The sequence below is a fragment of the Pseudomonas putida S13.1.2 genome (genome assembly GCF_000498395.2).
In the GTDB taxonomy this organism is placed as follows: Bacteria; Pseudomonadota; Gammaproteobacteria; order Pseudomonadales; family Pseudomonadaceae; genus Aquipseudomonas; species Aquipseudomonas putida_Q.
The window spans coordinates 2974375-2994397 of record NZ_CP010979.1 but is presented as its reverse complement, the minus strand read 5'-3'; the positions used below and the strand labels follow the sequence as shown (position 1 = coordinate 2994397).

Here is a 20023-nt window from a genome sequence, read left to right as displayed (position 1 = left end):
ACTGTAGGAGCCCACACGCAGGATGCAAACCGCAACCAGCACCGCTCAGGCCAGCCTGCGCACCCGTCGCCAGACGGTACTGCGGCTGACCCCCAGGCGCCGTGCGGCCTCGTCCATGTCGCCATCGCAGCAGTCCAGCACCTGGCGCGCATGGGCCGTTTCGGCTGCTTTGCCCAGGCTGCGCAGGTTTTCAGTGGCGGCAGGGGGCAGGTTCACCGCTGCAGCCACGCCGGCCTCGAAGAGCTCCGGGAACAGCGTGGCCAGATCGACCTCGTCACCGTGGCCCAGCGTACCCAGGCACAAGGCCACACGCTCTGCGATGTTCTCCAGTTCTCGAATGTTGCCTGGCCAAGGGTGACGCAGCATCAGTGGCAGAAGCTTCTGTATCTGCTCGTCGCTTGAAGGCGGCAAGCGACCGGCACGGCAGTGACGCGCAAGCAGGGCATTGAACAGCGGCAAGATGTCTGCAATCCGTTCGCGTAGCGGCGGTACGGCCAGGCGCAGGATGTTCAGGCGGTAATACAGGTCCTGGCGAAAGCGCTGGTCGGCGATGCGCGCAGGCAGGTCGCAATGGGTGGCCGCAATCACCCGGATGTCTACGGGCGTCGGCTCGCAGGCGCCCAGGCGCAGCACCTCGCGCTCTTGCAGCACACGCAGCAGGCGGGTCTGCAGCGCCACCGGCATGTCGCCTATTTCGTCGAGAAGCAAAGTGCCGGTGTGCGCCAGCTCGATCAGGCCGGGCTTGCCGCCTTTGCGCGAGCCGGTGAAGGCACCGTCCTCGTAGCCGAATAGCTCACTTTCAAGCAGCGACTCGGGCAGCGCCGCGCAGTTGATCGCCACAAACGGCCCCTCTTGGCGCGGGCTGGCGTGGTGCATGCTTTGCGCCAGCAGCTCCTTGCCGGTACCACTTTCGCCGGTGATCAGCACCGTGGCGTCGGCCTGTGCGTAGCGCTGGGCCAGGCTCAGAATGGCGCGAAATGCCGGCGCCTCACCGAGGAGCTGCTCGAAGCGATGGCGCGCCTTGAATGGGCGCGGATCCGCCTGTTCACCGTTGCGCTGCGGCATCCGGCGTGTTGGGGGGGCAACAGCCTTGGCTCTCAGGGTCACCAGGCTGTCGAAGGTATGACGCAGGCTTTCGGCATCCAGCGCCAGCACGCCTTGCGCACCCGCGGCGTCGGCCAACTGGCATACCGTTGGCGAGCCGATGATGACCTCGAAGCCATCCGCGACCAAGCGTTCGACCTGATCCCTGGCCTGCTCCAGGCTGGAGTAGGTGTGCTCGCGAATGTGCACTGTGAACAGCGCCTGCATCGCTGCCAGTTCCGGGTACGGCTGGCCGAAGTTGAGAATACCCACCCGGCTGGCACGGTCGCGGGCCTGCACCAGGGCACGGATCAGGTCGAACTCGCCCAGGTGCAAGGTCCGCACCGGGGTGTTCAGGTGCTGTCTCAGGTAATCGGCGGCAGCCCCGGAACACAGGATGACATCTGTCTGCTGGCGGCTTTCCAGCTCGCGCGCCAGTGGCAGCAGGTCGGCCAAGGTGGTTTCGATCACCTCGATACGGGCCTGTTGCCGGTAGTCGGCGCTTACCTGCTCGATCAGCTGCGCCATGCAGCTGGGGGCGGCGGGGTGATGCAGGTGGGTAACCAGCGCGACCACGCGGGGCAGATAAGCGGTAACGGCCATACAGGCTCCTTGTTTACGACAATCGGCGCATTACAGAGGGTTTACCAGGTGCCCGCCATCCACGGCCACGATGCTGCCGGTCATGAATGCACCGGCATCACTGGCCAGCAACAACAAGGGGCCGTCCAGTTCGTGCAGTTGGCCCAGGCGGCGCATCGGCACCTGGCCCGTGATGTAGCCTTGGCCGGCCTCGCTGTCGAAGTAGTCTTCGTTCATCTCGGTCTTGAAGTAGCCTGGGGCAATGGCATTGACGCGGATCCGGTAGCGGGCCAGCTCCAGTGCCATGGCCTTGGTCAGCTGTACCACGGCGGCCTTGGCCGTGCAGTAGTGGCTCAGGCCGCTGCCGACACGCAGGCCGAGGATCGAGGCGATGTTGACGATGCTGCCTGGCTGCCCGGCCTTGACCAGGCGCTGGGCTGCGCACTGGGCAACATGGAACACACCGTCGAGGTTGGTCGAGAGCATGCGCTGCCAGTCCTGTTCGCTCAGCTCCAGAAAGCGCCCGGGGTCGCCGATACCGGCATTGTTGATGATCACGTCGACCACGCCAAAGCGTGCCTCGGCTTGGTCGAAGGCCTGTTCGACGCTGTCGCGGCGGGTCACGTCCAGTGCCACGGCAAGTGCTTCACCGCCGTTGGTCTGTAGTGCTTCGGCCAGCACCTGCAGGCGCTCGACCCGGCGCGCTGCCAGCACCACCCGGGCGCCAGCAGCCTGGGCCAGGCGTGCGAAATGCGCGCCCAGGCCGCTGGAGGCCCCGGTGACCAGCACGGTCTTACCAGCCAGGGAAAATGTGTTTGCAAGCATGCTGTCTGCCCTTGGTCAAAGTACTTCGAACAGGCCGGCGGCACCCATGCCACCGCCCACGCACATGGTCACCACCACGTAGCGCACCCCGCGCCGCTTGCCTTCAAGCAAGGCATGCCCGACCATCCGCGCGCCGCTCATGCCATAGGGGTGGCCAATGGCTATAGCGCCGCCGTTGACGTTCAGCCGCGCGGGGTCGATGCCCAGCTTGTCGCGGCAATACAGCACCTGGCAGGCGAAGGCTTCGTTGAGTTCCCACAGGCCGATGTCGTCCACCTTCAGCCCATGCTGCTTGAGCAGGCGCGGCACGGCGTACACCGGGCCAATGCCCATCTCTTCCGGGGCCAGGCCGGCCACCGCGATACCCCGATACAGGCCCAGCGGCTCAAGATTGCGCTGCTCGGCCAGGCGCGCATCCATCAGTACGCAGGCGCTGGCACCGTCGGACAGCTGGCTGGCATTGCCGGCGGTGATGCAGCCGCCTTCGAGCACGGCTTTCAAGCCGGTCAGATCCTCCAGGCGGGTCTGCGGGCGGTTGCCTTCGTCCTGCGTCAGGGTTACCTCGCGGTAACTGACCTCGCCAGTGTGTTTGTCCCGGATCAACTGCTGCGCCGTCACTGGCACGATCTCGGCCTCGAACAGCCCGTTGCGCTGGGCGGCCGCGGTGCGTAGCTGCGACTGCAGGGCGTACGCATCCTGGGCGTCGCGGCTGATGCCATAGCGCTTGGCCACGTGCTCGGCGGTCTGCAGCATCGGCATGTAGGCGTGCGACACCCGCTGGATCACGTTGCTGTCCTGCTCGTCCAATGCCCACTCCAGGTTGCGCGCCTGTACCGCGCTGATGTTTTCCTGGCCGGCGCCGACGGTCACCTGCATGCCATCGACCATGATCTGCTTGGCGGCGGTAGCGATTGCCATCAGCCCGGAGGCGCACTGGCGGTCCAGGGTCTGGCCGCTGACCGTCACCGGCAGGCCGGCAGCCAGCGCGCTCATGCGGCCCAGGTTCCAGCCAGCGGTGCCAGAGGGCATCGCGGTACCCATCACCAGGTCTTCGATTTCATCACCGGCGATGCCGGCGCTGGCCACTGCCGCCTGGATGGCGTGAGCCGCCAGGCTCGGCGAGCGGGTGTTGTTCAGCGCACCGCGAAAGGCCTTGCCGATCGGGGTGCGGGCGGTGGAGAGAATGACGGCTTCTTTCATGTTCGGGGTTCCTTGATGACCAGGGGAGAACAGCTCAGAGGCTGGCTGTACGCAACTTCGCGCTGGATGCCAGGCGGCGCAGCAACGGGGCTGGCTGCAGCCACATGCGTCCATAGGCGCCAAGCGCTTCGCGCTGTTGCTCGATGCCCGCCAGCACGTTGTCCAGGCCCAGTTCGCGTGCATAGTGCAGTGGGCCCCCACGCCAGGCCGGGAAGCCGTAGCCGTTGGTCCACACCAGGTCGATGTCGCCGCTGCGCAGGGCAATGCCTTCATCGAGCAACTGCAGGCCCTCGTTGACCAGCATGAACAGGCAGCGGTCGTGGATTTCGGCGTCGCTGATGGTGCGCCGGGGGATGCCCAGGCTGGCCGCCAGTTGCGCCGCGATCTGCTCCACTTCCGGGTCCTCGATGCGTTCGCGGCCTTCGTAGCGGTAGAACCCGCGCCCGGTCTTCTGGCCGTGCCGGCCCAGGCTGTAGAGCTCGTCGGCCAGGCGGAAGTAGCTCGGGTCGTGGGCGATTTCACTGCGCCGTGCCTGGCGCACCAGGTAACCGACATCGATGCCCGCCAGGTCGTACATGGCGAACACGCCCATGGCCAGGCCCAGGCCGGTGAGCACCTTGTCCACTTGGGCTGGCGAGGCGCCTTCAAGCACCAGGCGGTGGGCTTCGCGGGCATAGGGCTCGAGCATGCGGTTGCCGATGAAGCCAAAGCACACGCCCGACACCACGGGCAGCTTGCCGATGCGCTTGGCGACCTGCAGCGTGGTGGCCAGCACGTCGGGCGCCGTCAGCCGGCCGCGCACTACTTCGAGTAGGCGCATGACGTTGGCCGGGCTGAAAAAGTGCAGGCCGACCACGTCCTGCGGTCGGCGGGTGCAGGCGGCGATTCGGTCGACGTCCAGGGTTGAGGTGTTGCTGGCGAGGATGGCGCCCGGCTTGCACACTCGGTCGAGGGTGCGGAACACCTGCTGCTTGATCGACAGGTCCTCGAACACTGCCTCGATTACCAGGTCGGCGTCGGCCAGGTCGGCGTAGTCGAGGGTGCCTTGCAGCAGGCTCATGCGTTGCTCGAGCTGTTCGGCGCTGAGCTTGCCGCGTTTGATGCTGCCTTCGTAGTGCTTGCGGATCTGCGCCAGGCCCCGGTCCAGTGCTTCGGGCTTGAGCTCCAGCAGGCGCACCGGGATACCGGCGTTGATGAAGTTCATGGCGATGCCGGCGCCCATGGTGCCAGCGCCGATCACCGCCACCCGGTCAATGCTGCGCAGCGGCGTGCTGGCGTCGATGCCGGGTACGCGCAGCGCCTCGCGCTCGGCGAAGAACTGGTGGCGCAGGGCGGTGGCCTGTGGGTCTTGCAGGGCTTCGTGGAATAGTGCCTGCTCGCGGGCCAGGCCCTCGGCCAGGGGCATCTCGCAGGCGGCGCGTACCGCGGCGAGCACGCGCAGGGGCGCGTTCTGGCCGGGCTTACGGGCGATCAGTTGTGCCTCGCGGCTGGAGAAGAAGTCGCTTTCCAGGCCAGCGGCCAGAGGTGTTGCAGGAGCGCTTGGCAGGGCCGGTTGGGCCAGTTGCTCGCGAGCCAAAGTGCAGGCTGCTTCGAGTAAGTCCTGTCCGCTTTCGACCAGGCGATCGATCAGACCCAGGGCAAGGCCCTGGCGGGCATCGATCGGGTCGCCGCTGAGCATCATCTCCAGCGCCGGGGCCACGCCGATAAGGCGCGGCAGGCGCTGGGTGCCGCCAGCACCGGGCAGTAGGCCCAGGCGGACTTCGGGCAGCCCCAGGCGTGCGGTGGCGGTAGCCAGACGATGGCTGCAAGCCAGGGCCAGTTCCAGGCCGCCGCCCAGGGCCACCCCGTCGATGGCGGCAATCAGGGGTTTTTCGATGCGGGTCAAGGCATCGAGGAGTTCGGGCAGTGCCGGCGCCTCCCAGGTGCGTGGGCCGCCAAACTCGCTGATGTCGGCACCGGCACTGAACGGCAGTTGCTGACCGTGCAGGATGATGGCCTGCACTTCGCGGTCAGCAGCGGCCCGGCTGCAGGCCTGCATCAGTGCCTGGCGCAGGTCATGGCCAAGGGCGTTGACCGGCGCGTGGCGCAGGCCGATCAGGGCCAGTTGGTTTTCGCGGCGATAGTCGATGAGTTGCATGGGGTAACCTTTCTGTTAGTGGGCCGTGGGCGCTCGGCCAACCCTGTGGGAGCGGGCTTGCCCGCGAACACCGGCGAAGCCGGTGCCATGCACCGCGGTGTTTTCTTCGCGGGCAAGCCCGCTCCCACAGGGTAAAGCGCCGCTTGCCGGGGTTTTGACCGGCGCGGTGGTATCAGCGGGCGAATGCGGCCTCGCTGATGTCCATCAGGTTGTCGCTGCCGGTGCGAATCAGTGTTTCATGCAGGTTGGCGCGTGGCAGAAGGCGCTGCAGGTAGAAGCGCGCGGTCTCGCGCTTGCCCTGGTAGAACGCAACCTCGTCGCTGCCGGCGGCCAGTGCCCGTTCGGCCACGCACGCAGCGCGCAGCCAGAGGTAGCCGAGCAGGGTGTAACCGCTGAGCATCAGGTAGTCGTAGGCGCTGGCGCCGATCAGGTTGGCATCGGTTGCGCTGGCGTCACGCAGCCAGGCACTGACTTCGCGCCAGGCAACCACTTGCTTGAGCAGGGCCTGGGCCAGGTGGGCCGGAGCGTTGGTGCTCTGGGTGAAGTCTTCGATTTCACCGAGCAGTTCGGCCAAGGCCTCGCCGCCATCGGCCAGCACCTTGCGGGTCAGCAGGTCGAGGCCCTGAATGGTGTTGGTGCCTTCGTAGATCGCGGTGATGCGCACGTCGCGCGCGATCTGCTCCATGCCCCACTCGCGGATGTAGCCGTGGCCACCGAATACCTGGATACCCAGTTGCGCGGCCTCGTTGCCAGTTTCTGTGAGGAAACCTTTTGCAATCGGCGTGAGCAACGCCAGGCGGCGCGCCGCAGCCTCGCGCACGCTGGCGCTGGCGCCGTGGTGCAGCTGGTCGACGCCCTTGGCGCAGGTGTAGGCGAGCATGCGGCCGCCTTCGGCATAGGCCTTCTGGGTTAGCAGCATGCGCCGCACATCCGCATGGCCGATGATCGGGTCGGCTGGCTGGTCACTGCGCAGGCGTGGCGTGGCGCGCATCTGCACGCGGTCGCGGGCATAGGCCAAGGCACCCTGGAAGGACGCTTCGGCGTGGGCCTGGGCCTGCTGGGACACCGCCAGGCGCGACTCGTTGATGTAGGTGAACATGGCGTTCAGGCCACGGTTGGCCTCGCCCAGCAGGTAGCCTGTGGCGCTGTCGAAGTTGAGCACGCAGGTAGCGTTGCCGTGGATGCCCATCTTGTGTTCGATGGAGCCGCAGCTCACGCCGTTGGGCGCGCCAAGCTGGTCTTGGGCATCGACCTGGATCTTCGGCACGGCGAACAGCGAAATGCCTTTGACCCCCGCGGGTGCGCCTTCGATGCGCGCCAGCACCAGGTGGATGATGTTCTCGGTCATGTCGTGTTCACCGGCGGAGATGAACATCTTGCTGCCGCTGACCTGGTAGCTGCCGTCGGCCTGGGGCCTGGCGCTGGTGCGCAGCAGGCCAAGGTCCGAACCGCAGTGGGCCTCGGTCAGGCACATGGTGCCGCCCCAGCGGCCGGCGATCATCGGTGGCAGCAAGCGCTGCTGCAGGGCTTCGTCAGCGTGCTCGCTGAGGGTACTGATGGCGCCCCCGGCGAGGTTGCCGTACATGCCCCAGGCGTGGTTGGCGCTGCACACCATCTCGTAGTTGACGAACCCCAGCGACGGCGGCAGGCCCTGGCCACCGAAGGCCGGGTCCTTGTCCAGGCCCAGCCAGCCGTTGTCGGCGAAGCGTTTGTAGGCATCGGCAAAGCCGGGCGGGGTGGTGACCTTGCCGTCCTGCCACTGGCAGCCGTGCTGGTCGCCCACGGCGTTGAGCGGGGCCAGCTGCTGTTCGGCGAATTTGGCGCCTTCTTCGACGATGGCGGCGAAGGTAGCCGCGTCCGGGGCTTCACAGCCAGTCAGTTGTTGGTAGTGGCGGCTCAGGCCGAGCAGCTCCTGGGCAACAAAGGTGATATCGCGCAATGGGGCGGTGTAGCTGGGCATACCGAACTCCTGGCTGGGTGGACTCGGCATGTTGTAACAGGCAGGCCCGGGCGCCGCGTCCACCCCCCGGGTGGAATGGCGGGTGGAATCGCGGCGAGGGTCAGGTGGAGGTCAGCCCAGCAGTTGCAGATCGCGCGCCGAACACAGGGCGCTGTCGCGGTCGGCCACGTCGAGCTTGCGGAACAGGTTGTTGATGTGGGTCTTGACCGTGCTCAGGCTGATGAACATCGCCTCGGCGATCTGCCCGTTGCTCTGCCCGCGGGCCATGCGCTGCAACACTTCCAGCTCACGGCGCGAGAGCGGAACAATCAGTGCGTTTTCTGCGTTTTCCTTGTTCGCCAGCAATGGCCGGAACAGGGCATTCAGGTGCTCGCGCGAGGGCGCTGGGGCTTTCAGGCCCAAGCGCTCGCGCACCTGGGGCAGCAGCAGTTGCCGCAGGGGCTCCAGGCAGGCATCACCCTCATACTGCAACAGTTGCCCGAAGCCGCAGGTGCAGGCCAGTTGCAGCGCTTGTTCGAGGCTGAGCAGGGCATCGTCGCGGGCACCAAGGTCCTGTTGCAGGGCCGCGTCGAGCAGCAGTGCGTCGAGCAGCAGGCGGCGGTTGCCTTGCGCCTGTGCCTGGGCCTGCAAGCTCTGCTGGATCTGCCACGCTTTGTCGCGTTGGCCGAGGTGGCGCTGCACCCAGGCATAGGCGAGCCACTCTTCGGGCAACAGTTGCTCGCCATACTGGCGCCGGCACCAATGCCATTGGTCGAGCCAGTCGGGCAGGTAGTCCTGGTCATTGTCGCGCAAGGCCAGGCGCGCAAGCCAGGCGCCGGCCTGCCGGTAGAGCGTGAGCAAACGGTTCTGTCGGGCCAGCCGGCGTACCTCTGCCCAGCGTGCCTTGGCCTGGCCGGTCTCGCCCAGCGCCCAGTGCAGGCATGCCTGGTAGTGGAACACCCAGGGCAGGGCAGCGCTGTGAGGGAAGCCCAGTGCCAGCACTTCGGCCTGGGCCAGGGCGTGGCGTGCCTGGGCCAGGCGGTTGGCCTGCAACAGTGCCAAGCCTTTGCCAAGGTGGCGGAACAGTTCATAGAAGCGCCCCGAACTGCCGGCGGCAGGCAGCTCGGCCATGCCTTGCAGGCGCGCCCACGCAGCATCGTTGGCGCCCTGGGCCAGTTCGATCTGCGCCAGCAACAGTTGCAGCAGGTTGGTGTAGCCGCTAAGGCCAAAGCCCTGCAGCTCGCGCAGGGCGCGGCTGCCTTCGGTGTGGGCCTGCTCCAGTTGGCCGAGCGCGGCCAGGCAGTTGGCGCGGTCGAAGTACAGCACCGAGCGCGCCGCGTTGTGCTGGGGAAACTGCTGCAGTGCTCGCGCCGCGAGGGCCAGCGCGTGCCCCAGATTGCCCCCCAGGTAGGCCAGGCGGCTGCGCAGAAACATCACCGTCTGCTGTACCCGCTCGGGGTGCCGCGGCACTGCCTGGCGGCGCTGCAGGGCATAGAGCTGGTGCAGGCACTGGCAGGCCTGGGCGATATCGTTGGTGACCATCACCGTGGAAGCTTCGGTCATTGCCAAGGTGAAGCTGTCGTTGCCGGCGTGCCCGGCGACCTCGTCGAGCACGTCGACCAGGGTGTTGACCTTGCCCTCGCGCAGCAGCTCGAAAGCGTGCCGATCGACGATGTTGAGCACGGCGTCCAGGTCGCGGGCGCGGCCGAACTGGTAGATCGCCTCGGTGTAACGGCGCTGGGCCAGCAGCCAGTTGGCAGCCTGGCGATGCAGTTGCCGCAGGCGCTGGGGATCGCGCTGTTCCAGGCGGTTGTAGAGGCTGTTGCGCAGGGCCGGGTGGTAGCGGTATTCGGCGTGACTGCCTTGGGGGACTTCGATGATCAGGTCCAGGCGCTGCAACTGGCGCAGTGCGGCGGGCACATCGGCACTGGCGGCCAGTTCGCTGGCAAGGGCTGCATCGAACACCTGGGCCACGGCGGTGTGTTCGAGAAATGTGCGCAACGGCACGGGCAAGCGCTGCAGGCGTTCTTCTTCGAGAAACTGCCGGGCGTGGGCATAGGCCTGGCGGGTGATCGGGCGCAGGTCAGCGGGCGCCTGGCCGGTGCTGTACAGCGCCTGGCGGTAGGCCTCGAGCCAGAACAGCACACCACTGGGCCAGCCTTCGCTACCGGCGCGCAACTGGTACAGCGCATCGCTGCCCAGGTTGACGTCGCGGGCCTGTGCCAACTGGCGCGTTTCATCACTGTCCAGGGCCAGGTCCCGGGCGCCCAGCACAGTCAGCCGGCCATCGCGGCGCAAGTGGGCCAGCGGCAGCTGGGGCGGGCCTTCGCTGGCGGCGACCAGGCGCAGCGCGGGCGGCGGGTAGTGCAACAGCGTGTCCAGGTACTGCCAGGCGGGCGCGGCGTTGAGCAGGTGCAGGTCGTCGAGCAGCAGCGTCAGCGGCGCCTGGCGGGCTTCCAGGTCGGCCAGGATCAGGCTCCACAGGTGCTCGGCCTGGGGTGTGTCGCGTTGCTGCGCAGGCAGTTGCAGCGCCGCGTGCAGGTGCAGCAGCAGGGCCAGTGGCTGGTTCTCGGCACGGGTCACACGCAGCCATGCCCAGGCTCCCGCCAGGCTGCGGGTTAACTGGCTGAGTAGCGTGCTCTTGCCATAGCCCAGCGGTGCTTGCAGTAGCACGACGCTGCCGTTGTCCAGGGCGTTGACCAGTTGCTCGAGCAGCCGCGCTCGAACCACCCCTTTGGTCGGCTCGGCGGGCGGGCGCAGCTGGTTCGGTTTGAGCGCGGGAAGATGCATGGCTAGCAGGTTCCATCGGTTTGGCCAGACATCCTAGCCGAGCGCACGCCCGGCGCGGGGAAATTCTGCGGGGGAGGGCAGTGGCTTGCTGTGCAGAATTGAACGGCGGTTTCAGCTGTGCGATGGCGCTGTTCAAGTTTGATTTGAATCGCGTGGAGTACGCCGGGAGATTAGATTCAACTCATTGATTATTAAGCGAATTTTTAAATCAGAGGAAGCTGGCAACCATCTTGCTTAGAGCCACGGCACTCGTGAACAGTGAGTTGGACCGACCATGCCAAGCAGCCATTTCGCGCAGCAATCCAGTGCTCGCATCGACGTATCAGACGCCCATGAGGTGCTGTCTGCCTATCTACAGGAGCGCCTGCACGGCCAGCCGGTGCGCATCACCCACAGCGAGCGCTTGTCAGGCGGCGCCATCCAGGAGAACTGGCTGCTCAAGGCCCAGGTAGCCGGTGTGCCGCAGCGTTGGGTATTGCGTACCGACGCGGCCTCCGCCGTGGCCGCCAGCATGACCCGCGAGCAGGAGTTCGCCGTGCTCTGCGCCGTTCACCAGGTGGGCGTGAAGGTGCCCGAGCCGTTGTGGCTGTGCCAGTCGCCGCAGGTGATCGGGCGCGATTTCTTCATCATGCAGGCGCTGGCCGGCAACGCCGGCGGCCATCGCTTGACCAGCGCGCAGCATGCGACCCAGGGCAATCCGGCGCTGTGCCGGGCGTTGGGGGCCAACCTTGCGCGCCTGCATCAGCTGCGCCCTCCACAGGCTTCCCTGGGGTTTCTGCCCGCGCCGGTGGCCGATGCGGTGCAGGCCAGCATCAATCAGTACCGTGCATTCCTGGACGCCTTGCCCGGTAGCCACCCGATCATCGAATGGGGCTTGCGCTGGTGCGAGCTGAACAAGCCCGTGCCCATGCCGGCGTGCCTCATTCACCGCGACTACCGCACCGGCAACTACATGGTTGAGGGCAGTGATCTGAGCGGCGTGCTGGACTGGGAGTTTGCTGGCTGGGGCGACCCCCGCGAAGACCTGGGCTGGTTCACCGCACGCTGCTGGCGCTTCGCCCGGCCGGATCTGGAGGCGGGCGGCGTCGGCCGCCTGGACGACCTGCTCGCCGGCTACCGCAGCGTCTCGCCACTCGACCTGGACCGCGAAACGCTGCGTTTCTGGCAGGTCATGGCCCACCTGCGCTGGGCGGTGATCGCCCTGCAGCAGGCCGAACGTCATGCCTCAGGGCAGCAGCGCTCGCTGGAGCTGGCGTTGACCGGGCGCATGGTCAGTGAACTCGAACAGGAACTGCTGTTGCTCACCCAAGGAGGCCGCGCATGAACCAGTCCGATGCCCAGGACTTGCTGCTGACGGCGCGTGAGGCCGTGCTCAAGCAGTTGCTGCCCGCATTGCCGGCGCACGTGCACTACGAGGCGCGGATGGTGGCCAGCGCTCTGCTGATCGCCAGCCGCGAGGCTGCCCAGGGGGTGGCCTGTGCCGACATCGAACGCCAGGCCATGGCCGGGCTGCTACAAGACCAGGCCTCGCCCGAGCAAGCCCGCAGCGAGCTCGCCCAGCGCATTCGCCAGGGGGCCTACGACCATGCCGGTGAGCCCCGTGCACGCCTGCTGGCGGCACTGCGTGCCATCAACCGCGCACAACTGAGCATCAGCAACCCCAAGGCACTGATCCATGACTGAACAGCCTGCCCAGCCCGTGCGCCGCCGTCGTTGCTACCTGGTGCGCCATGGCCATGTTGACTATTTCGATGCCAGCGGCCGGCCCCTCGACCCGCGCAGCGTGCCGTTGTCGCCCAAGGGCGTAGCCCAGGCCCAGGCGCTGGGCCAGGTGCTGGCGCAGACACCCTTCGACCGCGCCGTGTGCTCGGACTACCCGCGCACCCGGCAAACACTCGACCAGCTCCTGGACGGCCGCGTCCAGCCTGTGGAAGAGCACGCGGGGTTTCGCGAAATCCGTGCCGGCCGATTGAGGGAAATCCCCCGCGAATGCCTGCACCGCGAAGTGGCCCAGGCCTACCAGCTCGCTGATCGCGCCGACGCAGCCTTCTTGCGCGGTGAGCCGTGGGTTGCATTCCAGCAACGCGTGCTGGGCAGCTTCCAGCAGTTGCTGGAATCGCCTGACTGGAGCGCGCTGCTGCTGGTCACCCATGATGCTGTCAACCGCATCCTCCTGGCCTGGGCCTGCGGCGCCGGCCTCGACGCTTTGGCCGCCTTCGAGCAGGACCCGGCCTGCTTGAATATCGTCGATATCGACATGGCCGGCTCGCAGGTGCTGCGTGCCTACATCCGCACCCTCAACTACTCAGCCTACGACCCCGGCAAGGCAACGATCGACCAAACCGTCATGGAGCAGGTGCACGCCTCCATCGACCCGCGTCGCCTGCTCGCCTGACCCTGATGACCCTGCTAAGGAATACCGCCATGCATTTCGCCCTGTCTGCCGAGTTGACTGCCCTGCAAGCCAAAGTACGGCAGTTCGTCGCTGACGTCGTCATCCCCCTGGAGCGCGACCCGCGCCAGACACCCCACGGTCCGTCGCCCGAGCTGCGCCAGGTGCTGATCGAGCGCGCCCGTGAACACGGCCTGCTGACTCCGCATGCCTCGCGTGAGATGGGCGGGCTGGGCCTGAGCCACATCGAGAAGGCGATCATCTTCGAAGAGGCCGGCTATTCGCCGCTTGGGCCGGTGGCCCTGAACATCCATGCCCCCGACGAAGGCAACATACACCTGATGGAACAGGTGGCAACGCCTGCGCAAAAAGACCGCTGGCTCAAGCCGCTGGTGCAGGGCCGGATCCGCTCGTGCTTCGCCATGACCGAGCCAAGCCCGGGCGCCGGCTCCGATCCGTCGATGCTCACCACCCAGGCCGTACGCGACGGCGACGACTACATCATCAACGGCCAGAAGTGGTTCATCACCGGTGCCGAAGGCGCGCAAGTGGCAATCATCATGGCGCGCATGGAAGACGGCAGCGCGACCATGTTCCTCACCGACACCGACCGCCCCGGTTTCATCCTCGAGCGCATGATGGACTCGCTCGACAGTTGCTTCGCCGGCGGCCACGCGGTGCTGCGCTTCGACAACCTGCGCATTCCCGCCGGCGATGTGCTGGGCGAAGTGGGCAAAGGTTTCCGTTACGCCCAGGTGCGCCTGGCCCCGGCGCGCCTGACCCATTGCATGCGCTGGCTCGGCCAGGCCCGTCGTGCCCATGACGAAGCCTGCCGCTATGCCAGCCACCGGGTGTCGTTCGGTAAGCCGCTGGGCGAGCATCAGGGCGTGGGCTTCATGCTCGCCGACAACCAAATGGACCTGCACACCACGCGCCTGTCGATCTGGCACTGCGCCTGGGTACTGGACCAGGGCGAGCGCGGCAATTTCGAGTCGAGCATGGCCAAGGTGCTCAGCTCCGAGGCCATCTGGCGGGTGATCGACCGTTGTGTGCAGGTGCTCGGCGGGCAGGGCGTTACCGGCGAGTCGATCGTCGAGCGGATTTTCCGCGATGCGCGCAGTTTCCGCATCTATGACGGCCCGAACGAAGTGCACCGCATGAGCCTGGCGAAGAAGATCCTTGCCCGCACAGCGCCGGGAGTGGCCGGATGAACCTGAACAGCTACCGCGACCAGGTGGTGATGATCACCGGCGCCGCCAGTGGTTTTGGTGCGTTGTTGGCCGAGCACCTGGGCGGCCTGGGTGCCCGGCTGGTACTCGGCGACCGCGACGTGAGGGGGCTGGAGCGGGTGGCCGGCGCATTGCGCGAGGCCGGTATCACGGTGCTGGCGGTGCCTTGCGACGTGACCCGTGAGGTGCAGGTCAAGGCGCTGGTGGACGCGGCAATCGCCACCTTCGGTCGCCTCGATGTGGGGGTGAACAACGCCGGGATCCTTACGCCGATGAAGCATTTCGTCGACACCACCGAAGAAGAGCTGGACCGCAGCCACGCGGTCAACACCAAGGGCGTGTTCTTCTGTATGCAGCAGCAAATCCGCCAGATGCTGCCGCAAGGCGGCGGGGTGATCCTCAACATCGCCTCCATGGCCGGGCTCGGCGGCGCGCCCAAGCTGGCCGCCTATGCCGCAGCCAAGCATGCGGTGGTCGGGCTGACCCGAACTGCGGCGGTCGAATACGCCCGCCGAGGCATCCGCGTCAATGCGCTGTGCCCGTTCTACAGTGCCACGCCCATGGTTACCGAGAGCGATGTGGGTGAGCGGCAGGCGTTTCTCGCTCAGGGCTCGCCGATGAAGCGCCTGGGCACTCCCGAAGAAATCGTCGCGGTGATGCTGATGCTATGTGCCCGTGAAAACAGCTACATGACCGGCCAGGCGATTGCCGTGGACGGGGGTATCTCGGCCTTCTGAACCATTGTCCGCAGTGCCCCGGTGGCGAAACCGCGGGCGCTGTCATGAACTGAAAAACCGTTGTCGTCCGATGATAAGCGGCGTATTGCGCAACGGCCTAAATTGCCCTTCAAGACGAAGTTTGCTGTTCAACAAAAAACTACAAGAAGGGAGATTGGCATGGCCAAAGCGGTACGTTTCTACGAAACCGGAGGGCCTGAGGTCCTGCGCTACGAAGACGTCGAAGTCGGCGAACCAGGCCCTGGGCAGGTGCGCTTGCGCCACGTGGCGGTTGGCCTGAACTACGCCGACACTTATTTTCGCAATGGCACCTACCCGATTCCCCTGGCCAACGGCATGGGCGTGGAAGCGGCCGGTGTGGTCCAGGCGGTGGGCGAGGGCGTCAGCCACGTAGCGGTTGGCGACCGGGTGACCTACACCGGCTTCATGAATACCCTCGGCGCCTACAGCACCGAGCGCCTGATCCCTGCCGCGCCGTTGATCAAGCTGCCGGAAACCATCGCGTTCGAAACGGCCGCGGCCATGACCATGCGCGGCCTCACGGCCTCGTACCTGATGCGGCGCCTGTACGACTTCAAACCAGGGGACAGCATTCTGCTGCACGCCGCTGCGGGTGGTGTCGGGTTGATCGTCTCGCAGTGGGCCAAGCTGCTGGGTCTGACCGTGATCGGCACCGTCTCCACCGAAGCCAAGGCCGAAGTGGCGCGTGCCCATGGTTGCGACCACACCATCAACTACAGCCACGAAGACGTGGCCAAGTGTGTGCGCGAGCTGACCGATGGGGTCGGCGTCAACGTGGTGTTCGACAGCGTCGGGCGCACTACCTTCATGGGCTCGCTGGACTCGCTCAAGCGCCGTGGCCTGATGGTCTGCGTGGGCACCGCATCCGGCACCATCGAACCGTTCGACCCGCAGATTCTTGCGATGAAGGGCTCGCTGTTCCTGACCCGCCCGGCGCTGGCTGATTACATCGCCGACCCGGCCGAGAAAGCCGCCCTGGCAGGCGAGCTGTTCGGCCATGTGGGTAGCGGCCGTATCAAGATCGAAATCAACCAGCACTACGCCTTGCAGGACGCAGTTCAGGCGCATCGTGATCTGGAGTCGCGCAAGACCACCGGCTCGTCGATCTTCGTCATCTGAGGAGGGCACTGCCATGCAAGTCGAACAATTGACCTGCGCCATCGGTGCCGAACTGCTTGGCGTCAGGCTGGCCGATGCGATTCATGATGACGGCCTGTTTGCCGAGGTGCGTGCCCAGTTGCTCAAGCACCGGGTGCTGTTCCTGCGCGACCAGGACATCAGCCGCGCCGAGCACGTGGCGTTCGCCCGCCGCTTCGGCGAGCTGGAGGACCACCCCGTGGTCGGCAGCGACCCGGACCACCCGGGCCTGGTGCAGATCTACAAGTCGCCGGAAACGCCGGTTGACCGCTATGAAAACGCTTGGCACACCGACGCCACCTGGCGTGAAAAGCCGCCGATGGGTTGCGTACTGCGCTGCGTGGAAAGCCCTATGGTGGGTGGCGACACCCTGTGGACCAACATGGTGCTGGCGTACGCCAACCTGCCGACCGAGATCAAGACGCGTATCGAAGGGCTGCGGGCGCGACATAGCATCGAGGCCACGTTTGGCGCGGCCATGCCGATCGAAAAACGCCTGGCACTAAAGGCGCGTTTCCCGGATGCCGAGCACCCGGTGGTGCGTACTCACCCGGAGACCGGCGAGAAGGTGCTGTTCGTCAATGCCTTCGCCACCCATTTCAGCAACTATCACACCCCCGAGCGGGTGCGTTTCGGCCAGGATGCCAACCCCGGCGCGGGCGAATTGCTGCGCTACCTGATCAGCCAGGCCTACATCCCCGAGCACCAGGTGCGCTGGCGCTGGAAGCCCAACAGCATTGCCATCTGGGACAACCGCAGTACCCAGCATTACGCCGTCATGGATTACCCAGCCTGCCACCGCAAGATGGAACGCGCCGGGATCATGGGGGATGCGACTTTCTGACCCGCCAGACACGTTGGGGCCGCAATGCGGCCCCAATCGCTACGCGATAGCCTGTAAGCAATAACAACAAAAAAACTCAGATATCCGAGGAGGCAGCATGGCCACCTATCACGCCAGTGCGGCAGAACCAGGCACTGATACTTCGCTCGGCATTCCACGGCGCTACGCCTGGATCGTTTTCGCCCTGACCTTCGGCCTGCTGATTTCCGACTACATGTCGCGGCAAGTGCTCAACGCCGTATTCCCGCTGCTCAAGCAGGAATGGCAGCTCAGCGACAGCCAGCTCGGGCTGCTCAGCGGCATCGTCGCACTGATGGTCGGTTTGCTGACCTTCCCCCTGTCGTTGCTGGCCGACCGCATTGGCCGGATCAAGAGCCTGACCTTCATGGCCGTGATGTGGAGCCTGGCTACCTTGGGTTGCGCCCTGGCGGAAAACTACCAGCAGATGTTCATCGCACGCTTTCTGGTTGGTGTCGGCGAGGCGGCCTACGGCAGCGTCGGTATTGCCGTGGTGGTGGCGGTGTTCCCGCGTGAGATGCGAGCCACCCTGGCCGGCTCGTTCATGGCCGGTGGCATGTTCGGTTCGGTACTGGGCATGGGCCTGGGAGGTGTGATGGCCCAGCACCTGGGTTGGCGCTGGGCGTTCGCCGGCATGGCGTTCTTCGGCCTGGCGCTGGCGCTGCTGTATCCGCTCATCGTGCGCGAGGCGCGCATTGCCCCCAAAGGCCTGACGGCAAGGCCCGACAAGGCTGCGCTCAAGGCAATGCGGCCACTGCGTACTCTGTATTCAAGCCGCTCGGTCATCAGCGCCTATGTCGGCAGCGGTTTGCAGTTGTTCGTCGGTGGCACGGTGATCGTGTGGTTCCCCAGCTACCTGAACCGCTACTACGCCATGAGCACCGACCGCGCCGGCGCCGTGGCTGCGATTATCGTGCTGTGCAGCGGGGTGGGCATCGTGCTGTGCGGCATGCTTTGCGACCGCATGGGGCGCAAGCGCCCGGACCACAAGATCAGCCTTGCCATCGCCTACTGCCTGGGCAGCTGTGTGCTGCTGTCAGTGGCCTTTGCCTTGCCGCCGGGCATGCCGCAACTGGTGCTGATTTGCCTGGGCATGATGATCGCCGCCGGCACCAATGGCCCGTCCAGCGCCATGGTCGCCAACCTCACTCACTACACGGTGCACGGCACCGCGTTTGCCACGCTGACCTTGTGCAACAACCTGCTCGGGTTGGCCACCGGCCCACTGATCACGGGCAAGGTGTCTGACCTGATCGGCTTGCAGTCGGCATTCCAGCTAGTGCCGTTGATCAGCATCGGCGCTGCAGCGGTGTTCATTTATGCCAAGCGTCACTATCACTTGGACATGGCACGCCTTCAGCTCGGTGAAACCGCCCAGGCACCTGTCCAGCCAGAACTGGAGGCCCGTTCGTGAAGCGTTCGTTGTCGATTGATGTGTACTTCGATTTTATCTGCCCGTGGTGCCTGGTAGGCCGCCGGCAATTTCAAGCCGCCCTGGTGCAGTTCAAGGCAGCGCAGCCAGAGGTCGAGGTCAACCTGGCCTGGCAGGGCGTGCAACTGTTGCCTGAGCTGCCATTCGACGGCCAGCCGTTCGCCGAGTTCTACCGGCGACGCCTGGGCAGCGATCAGGCGGTGCGGCAACGTCAGGCCCAGGTGCGCGAAGCGGCCAGCGCCGTCGGCGAGCAGATCGAATTCAGCCGCATCGAGCGCATGCCCAATACCGCCGACGCCCATCGCCTGTTGCTTCACGCCAGTGAGCTGGGCAGTGAAGCACAGGTAGAAGCACTGCTGGAGCGGTTACTGGCTGCGTATTTCAAGCAGGGTGAAGACCTGGGCGACCGCGCTACGCTGTTGCGCATCGCCGAGCAGTGCGGCTTTGCCCCAGAGGCCCTGGCCGGCAGCTTGCGTGGCGATGGCCTGCCGTTCGTCAGTGCCAGCGCTGACATCGCCGGCCGCGGCGTGCCGTGCTTCGTTTTCGATGACCGGCTGCAAGTGGTTGGCGCCCAGCCGGCCGAGGCCTTGCTGGAGGCCATGCATCTGGCGGTGTCGGGCCTGGCGGAGAGGGAGGCATGAGCACGCTGGTGTTTGCCCAGGTCAACAACCGGGTGCGCGACCTGGCGCCGGGCCTGATCGTCAGCTTGATCGCTGCGGGTGCGGCGAGCTTCCTGGCCGAACACTACGGCGCGCCGGTGATGCTGTTCGCCCTGTTGCTGGGGCTGGCACTGAACTTTCTGAGCGCGGACGGCAAGTGCAACGCCGGCATCGAGTTTACCGCGCGCAGCGTGCTGCGCCTGGGGGTCGCGCTGCTGGGCATGCGCATCACCCTGGAGCAGATGGCTGGCCTTGGCTGGAAGGCGGTGGCGCTGGTGGTGATCCTGGTGGTGGTGACCATCGGCGTGTCGATGGTGGCGGCCAAGGCCATGGGCTTTCAGCGCTTGTTCGGCATGCTCACTGGGGGCGCCACGGCGATCTGCGGTGCTTCGGCGGCGCTGGCGCTGGCTGCTGCATTGCCCGCCCACCCGCAGAAGGAACGCGCCACACTGTTCACCGTGATCGGCGTGTCGGCGCTGTCTACCCTGGCGATGATCCTCTACCCGATGATCGCCAATGCCCTGGGCCTGTCGCCGCAAGCCGCCGGTGTGTTCCTTGGCGCCACCATCCATGATGTGGCGCAGGTGGTGGGCGCGGGCTACAGCATGTCCACCGAAACCGGCGACACCGCCACGGTGGTCAAGCTCATGCGCGTGGCCATGCTGGTGCCAGTGATTGTCGTCGCGGCCATGATTGCCCGTCGCCAGGGCATCGACAGTACCGGCAAGCGTCCGCCGTTGCTGCCGTGGTTCGCGGTCGGTTTCCTGATCCTTGCGTGCGTCAACAGCACCGGCTGGGTGCCGCAGGTGGTACAGGGCAGTATCAACGAGCTGTCGCGTGGGTGCCTGGTGGTGTCGATCGCAGCCCTGGGCATGAAAACCCAGCTCAAGGAGCTGGCCGCCGTAGGCATCAAGCCGATTTTGCTGATGGTGGGCGAAACGGTGTTCCTGGTGCTGCTGGTGCTGGGTCTGATGCACGTCGGCATGTAACCCGCAGCC

16 protein-coding genes are annotated in these 20023 nt (G+C 66.1%); 10 read left to right on the top strand and 6 right to left on the bottom strand.

Features of this window, described 5'->3' with window-relative positions; all coding sequences use genetic code 11:
- Window positions 1-45: 45 nt before the first annotated feature.
- The 6 genes from prpR to N805_RS31165 all read right to left on the bottom strand — a co-directional run bounded on the left by prpR (window position 46) and on the right by N805_RS31165 (window position 10556).
- Window positions 46-1686 (bottom strand): propionate catabolism operon regulatory protein PrpR, encoded by a 1641-nt coding sequence (gene prpR, locus N805_RS13360; RefSeq protein WP_028613420.1) that lies wholly within the window; start codon window positions 1684-1686, stop codon window positions 46-48.
- Between the two features lie 30 nt (window positions 1687-1716).
- Entirely contained in the window at window positions 1717-2490 is a 774-nt protein-coding gene (locus tag N805_RS13355) for an SDR family NAD(P)-dependent oxidoreductase (RefSeq protein WP_028613421.1), read from the bottom strand.
- Between the two features lie 15 nt (window positions 2491-2505).
- A complete protein-coding gene (locus tag N805_RS13350) occupies window positions 2506-3690 on the bottom strand; it encodes an acetyl-CoA C-acyltransferase (protein WP_028613422.1) in 1185 nt (394 codons plus the stop codon).
- A gap of 34 nt (window positions 3691-3724) precedes the next feature.
- The gene (locus N805_RS13345; RefSeq protein WP_028613423.1) at window positions 3725-5827 is read right to left on the bottom strand and encodes a 3-hydroxyacyl-CoA dehydrogenase NAD-binding domain-containing protein; all 2103 of its coding nucleotides are present in this window, start codon (window positions 5825-5827) and stop codon (window positions 3725-3727) included.
- A gap of 172 nt (window positions 5828-5999) precedes the next feature.
- Window positions 6000-7787 carry an acyl-CoA dehydrogenase C-terminal domain-containing protein gene (locus N805_RS13340; protein ID WP_028613424.1) on the bottom strand — a complete coding sequence of 596 codons (1788 nt, stop codon included), beginning with the start codon at window positions 7785-7787 and terminating at the stop codon, window positions 6000-6002.
- Window positions 7788-7898: 111 nt separating this feature from the next.
- Window positions 7899-10556 carry a LuxR C-terminal-related transcriptional regulator gene (locus tag N805_RS31165; RefSeq protein ID WP_028613425.1) on the bottom strand — a complete coding sequence of 886 codons (2658 nt, stop codon included), beginning with the start codon at window positions 10554-10556 and terminating at the stop codon, window positions 7899-7901.
- 274 nt (window positions 10557-10830) lie between these two features.
- On the opposite strand from N805_RS31165, the gene N805_RS13330 reads away from it, so the two are divergent.
- From N805_RS13330 to N805_RS13285, 10 genes are all read left to right on the top strand, one after another.
- Window positions 10831-11880, top strand: coding sequence for a phosphotransferase family protein (locus N805_RS13330; protein WP_033742300.1), 1050 nt, complete (start codon window positions 10831-10833; stop codon window positions 11878-11880).
- Complete coding sequence (locus N805_RS13325) at window positions 11877-12239, top strand: DUF6285 domain-containing protein (RefSeq protein ID WP_028613427.1); 363 nt, start codon at window positions 11877-11879, stop codon at window positions 12237-12239. Before N805_RS13330 ends, N805_RS13325 begins: the two co-directional genes overlap by 4 nt.
- Complete coding sequence (locus tag N805_RS13320; RefSeq protein ID WP_028613428.1) at window positions 12232-12951, top strand: histidine phosphatase family protein; 720 nt, start codon at window positions 12232-12234, stop codon at window positions 12949-12951. Before N805_RS13325 ends, N805_RS13320 begins: the two co-directional genes overlap by 8 nt.
- 29 nt (window positions 12952-12980) lie before the next feature.
- Window positions 12981-14159 carry an acyl-CoA dehydrogenase family protein gene (locus tag N805_RS13315; RefSeq protein ID WP_028613429.1) on the top strand — a complete coding sequence of 393 codons (1179 nt, stop codon included), beginning with the start codon at window positions 12981-12983 and terminating at the stop codon, window positions 14157-14159.
- On the top strand, window positions 14156-14914 hold the full coding sequence (locus tag N805_RS13310; protein WP_028613430.1) for an SDR family NAD(P)-dependent oxidoreductase: 759 nt from the start codon (window positions 14156-14158) through the stop codon (window positions 14912-14914). The genes N805_RS13315 and N805_RS13310 overlap by 4 nt, the downstream gene beginning before the upstream one ends.
- Window positions 14915-15073: 159 nt before the next feature.
- Window positions 15074-16054: a quinone oxidoreductase family protein gene (locus tag N805_RS13305; RefSeq protein ID WP_028613431.1), complete on the top strand. Its 981-nt coding sequence runs from the start codon at window positions 15074-15076 to the stop codon at window positions 16052-16054.
- A gap of 13 nt (window positions 16055-16067) precedes the next feature.
- A complete protein-coding gene (locus N805_RS13300) occupies window positions 16068-16916 on the top strand; it encodes a TauD/TfdA dioxygenase family protein (protein ID WP_028613432.1) in 849 nt (282 codons plus the stop codon).
- Between the two features lie 97 nt (window positions 16917-17013).
- On the top strand, window positions 17014-18348 hold the full coding sequence (locus N805_RS13295) for an MFS transporter (RefSeq protein WP_028613433.1): 1335 nt from the start codon (window positions 17014-17016) through the stop codon (window positions 18346-18348).
- Window positions 18345-19007: a DsbA family oxidoreductase gene (locus tag N805_RS13290; RefSeq protein WP_028613434.1), complete on the top strand. Its 663-nt coding sequence runs from the start codon at window positions 18345-18347 to the stop codon at window positions 19005-19007. Before N805_RS13295 ends, N805_RS13290 begins: the two co-directional genes overlap by 4 nt.
- Window positions 19004-20014 (top strand): YeiH family protein, encoded by a 1011-nt coding sequence (locus N805_RS13285; protein WP_028613435.1) that lies wholly within the window; start codon window positions 19004-19006, stop codon window positions 20012-20014. Before N805_RS13290 ends, N805_RS13285 begins: the two co-directional genes overlap by 4 nt.
- The last annotated feature ends 9 nt before the right edge of the window (window positions 20015-20023 follow it).